The sequence below is a fragment of the Gammaproteobacteria bacterium genome, from assembly GCA_037388465.1.
Taxonomy (GTDB): Bacteria; Pseudomonadota; Gammaproteobacteria; order SpSt-1174; family SpSt-1174; genus JARRKE01.
On the sequence record JARRKE010000129.1, the window covers coordinates 1 to 3892 of the forward strand.

Annotated in this window: 4 protein-coding genes and 1 tRNA gene; 4 read left to right on the forward strand and 1 reads right to left on the reverse strand. The window is 60.3% G+C overall.

What is annotated here, in order from left to right; all coding sequences use genetic code 11:
• On the forward strand, nucleotides 1-312 hold a 312-nt coding region (locus tag P8Y64_13985; GenBank protein MEJ2061566.1), incomplete at its 5' end, for a GMP synthase (glutamine-hydrolyzing).
• Between the two features lie 10 nt (nucleotides 313-322).
• Complete coding sequence (gene tadA, locus P8Y64_13990) at nucleotides 323-817, forward strand: tRNA adenosine(34) deaminase TadA (GenBank protein ID MEJ2061567.1); 495 nt, start codon at nucleotides 323-325, stop codon at nucleotides 815-817.
• A gap of 3 nt (nucleotides 818-820) precedes the next feature.
• Here tadA and mltF read toward each other — a convergent pair whose 3' ends face one another.
• On the reverse strand, nucleotides 821-2257 hold the full coding sequence (gene mltF / locus P8Y64_13995) for a membrane-bound lytic murein transglycosylase MltF (protein ID MEJ2061568.1): 1437 nt from the start codon (nucleotides 2255-2257) through the stop codon (nucleotides 821-823).
• Nucleotides 2258-2434: 177 nt separating this feature from the next.
• On the opposite strand from mltF, the gene P8Y64_14000 reads away from it, so the two are divergent.
• A tRNA-Ser gene (locus P8Y64_14000) sits at nucleotides 2435-2525 on the forward strand.
• Nucleotides 2526-3131: 606 nt separating this feature from the next.
• Nucleotides 3132-3892 (forward strand): transporter substrate-binding protein (locus P8Y64_14005; protein MEJ2061569.1); only part of this gene is annotated, 761 nt, incomplete at its 3' end.

Below are 3892 nucleotides of genomic sequence, written 5' to 3' on the forward strand. Positions count from 1 at the left end.
CTGCTGCGCGAGGCGGACGACATCTTCATCAGCGAGCTGCGCAAACACGAGCTGTACGACAAGGTCTCTCAGGCCTTCGCGGTTTTCCTGCCGGTGAAGTCGGTCGGCGTGATGGGCGACGGCCGTCGCTACGACTACGTCATCGCCTTGCGCGCGGTGGAGACCGTGGACTTCATGACCGCGCGCTGGGCGCATCTGCCCTATGACTTCCTCGACAACGTTTCGCGCCGCATCATCAACGAGGTGCGCGGCATCTCGCGCGTCACCTACGATATCTCGGGCAAGCCGCCGGCCACCATCGAGTGGGAATAAGAGGGACGGCATGAGGGGCAGCGAGGAACAGCCGGACGCCTCCATCCCCACCCCTGACTCGGCCGACGAGCAGTGGATGCGCCGCGCCCTGGAACTCGCCCGCCGTGCCGAGGCGGAAGGGGAGGTGCCGGTGGGTGCGGTCCTCGTCAAGGACGGTGCCGTCATTGCCGAAGGCTGGAACCGGCCCATTGGCACGCACGATCCGACCGCACACGCCGAAATCGTCGCCCTGCGCGCCGCGGCGCAGGCGCTGGGCAACTACCGTCTGCCCGACGCCACGCTTTACGTCACGCTCGAACCCTGCACCATGTGCCTGGGCGCGATGCTGCATGCCCGGGTGCAACGGCTGGTGTATGCGGCGCCTGATCCCAAGACTGGCGCTGTGGGCGGCATGATCGACCTGCAGTCGATGGGGCGCTACAACCACCGTATGGAGGTCACGGGCGGGGTGCTGGAAGACGAGGCCGCCGGACTGCTCAAGGCCTTTTTCCGCGCCCGGCGTTAAGTGTCAGATACCGGGCGGGATGGTGTTGTAGATCGCCTCAATATTCGGATTGGTCGGGTTCTTGTTGCGTTCTTCGTACCAGACCAGGATGTCGTAGTAGCTGCGAATGTTCTGCACGTACTGCACCGGCTCCCAGCCGCGCGCATAGCCGTAGCGGGTCTTGCGGTACCACTTGCGGCTGGCCAGTAGCGGCAGGTTTTTCATCACGTCGATCCACTTGTCCGGGTCGCCACCGCGCGCCTCGGTGATCTTGCGTGCATCCTCCAGATGCCCCAGCCCCACGTTGTAGGCGGCCAGCGCCATCCAGGTGCGATCCGGCTCCGGAATATCGTCCGGAATCCGCGCCTTGATATGCATGAAGTACTCGGCCCCGCCCATCACGCTCTGGCGCGGGTCCAGGCGGTTGTCGATCCCGAGCTGTCCGGCCGTGGTCTGGGTCAGCATCATCAGACCGCGCACGCCGGTCGGGGAAATGGCCGAAGGGCGCCAGTGCGATTCCTGATAGCTGATCGCCGCCAGCAGACGCCAGTCCATGCCGACCTTTTTCGCCGTCTGTTTGAACAGGTTCTCGAACTCCGGCAGACGCTCCGCCACATGGCGCAGATAGACCCGCGTGCCCACGAAGTCCAGGTTGTCGGCATGGCCGTAATAGCGTTCGGTGATCTGGGTCAGGGTTCCGTCGTCCTGAAGCTGCTGGAAAAACGCTTTCGCCGCGTCGTACAGGCTGGTGTCGTCGGACTTGAGCTGAAAGGCCCAGGCCAGCTTCTGGGGTTTGGTCAGATCGAATGCCACCTGCAGGGCGGGGAGGAAGCGGCGCGTGAGGATCACGTCGTTGGAATCGGCGATGGTGTAGTCGATCAGGGACTGCCAGACGCGATACATCAGCTCGCTGCTGTCCACGTCGTCCACCGACTTCCAGGCGAGCTTGGGGTATTTTTTCTTGAGCTCCCGCAAGCGGGCCGCGTGGCTGCTGCCGGCCACCACCTCGATGGATTTGCCGATCAGATCCTTGACGTCTTTGGGGGCCTTGCGGCCGGCACCCACCCGATACACCACCTGCTGGGTGATGTTCTGGTAGCTGGGGCCGAAACGCACGTGTTTGGCACGTTCCGGCGTCACCGTGATGCCCGCGGCGGCGATGTCGGCCCGGCCCGATTCCACCATGGGCAGGATGTCGGCAAAGCTGTCCGGCACCACGATCCGGAGCTTGACCCCCAGATGATCGGCAAATGCTCTCACCAGGTCGTATTCGAAGCCGGCGGGCCCGTCCGGGCCCAGGTAATAGGTGGTTGGGCTGTTGCGGGTGACCACGGTCAGATAGCCGCGCGACTTGATCTGCTGCAGCTCGTTTTCCGGCCGGAAAACATAGATCGCGAGCACCGCGAGGGTGATCACGATGCCGGCCAGTTCAAGCCACTGCCGGAGACCAAAATCTGACAACCTGAATCGCAAAACGACCTCAACCCTGGGGGAACTGTAAAAATTTTAACCTACCCGGTGGGTTTGACTGTGACGGGATTCAAAGAATCCGCCAAAAAGTGAATTTGTAGTAGAATGCGCGGTCCCGTCGCCCGGAAACGGGCGGCCGGCGGGCCGTTCCGGCCCGAAATCAGCGATGGAGAGGTGGCTGAGCGGTTGAAAGCGCACGACTCGAAATCGTGTTTACGGTAACCCCGTAACGAGGGTTCGAATCCCTCCCTCTCCGCCAAAAACGAAAAGGCCCCCTTGTGGGGCCTTTTTTGTTTTTGTGGTCGGGGTTCGAACCCTCGTTACCATTAGAAAATGTGGGTTCGACAAATCGGCAGGAAAGCCGATTTGGACGTCGGCCAGGCCGACGCCCGGAGGGCGAGGGCCATGGATGGCCCGAGTCAATCCCTCCATTTGATCAGTCTTTGCTCTTGCGAGGCGGTTTTCTTTTTGGAGTCGGGGTTCGAACCTTCATTACCATTAGAAAATGTGGGTTCGATCACGAGGCCGCAGGCCGAGAAACGGGGAGCGCCAGCGACCCAATCCCGATGCACATAGAGGTGCGAGTGCCGCGAGAGGCAGGATGCCGAGAGCGGCCTCCCTCGACAACTGCTCCCTGCGTTGCCTTCGGTTCTGGCTTCCTGCTTCGCTCTACCTCGTCCTTCCCTGGACTCGTACCTCCAGCATCCATGCAGTCATCTCCACCATCCCTATACTAAAGAATCACTTTACATCACCAAGCAAGGGGAATTTGATAAGTAGGATAAGTGAGCCAAATTGACTATATAGGGTATTAATTTGTTGAGGAGGGCGTGTCCAAGCAACAGTATGTTGCTATGCACTCATCATGCATGAACTAAAAATAGGCATTCTGCATTCCCTGACGGGAACCATGGCATCGAGTGAACGCCCCCTGGTAAATGCCGCGCTGCTCGCGGTAGAAGAAATCAATGCGCAAGGCGGGGTGCTGAAGCGACAACTCAAGCCGTGTGTAGCGGATGGTGCGTCAGATCCTGAGGCATTTGCGTATCAGGCCAGAAAACTCCTCAATGATGACCATGTTGCAACCCTGTTCGGTTGCTGGACTTCCGCCTCGCGCAAGGCTATTCAGCCTGAAATCGAGCGAGCCGGCTCCCTGCTCTGGTACCCGGTCCAGTATGAAGGCCTGGAGCAAAGCCAACACGTCATTTATGGCGGAAGCTGCCCGAACCAGCAGATCAATCCGTCCGTGCACTGGGCGCTGGCGAGGGGTTGGCGACGTTGTCTGCTGGTCGGTTCCGATTACGTCTTTCCGAGGACGGCCAACCTCCTGATGGCCAGCTTGATGCGCGCCAATGGGGGCGAGGTCATCGGCGACCACTATATCCCTCTGGGTGGTGAAGACTTCACGGATTTGATGGGCAAAATTCGCGCCCTGCGCCCCGACGTGATCTTCAATACACTGAATGGCGACAGCAATCTGGCCTTTTTCCGTCAATTTCATGCGGCGGGATTCGATGCCAGTGTATTGCCGGTCATCTCGTTCAGCATCACGGAAGACATTCAGCATCAGATAGCCGGTGAGGCCATGGGACACTATGCCTGCGCGAGCTATTTCCAGACATTGGA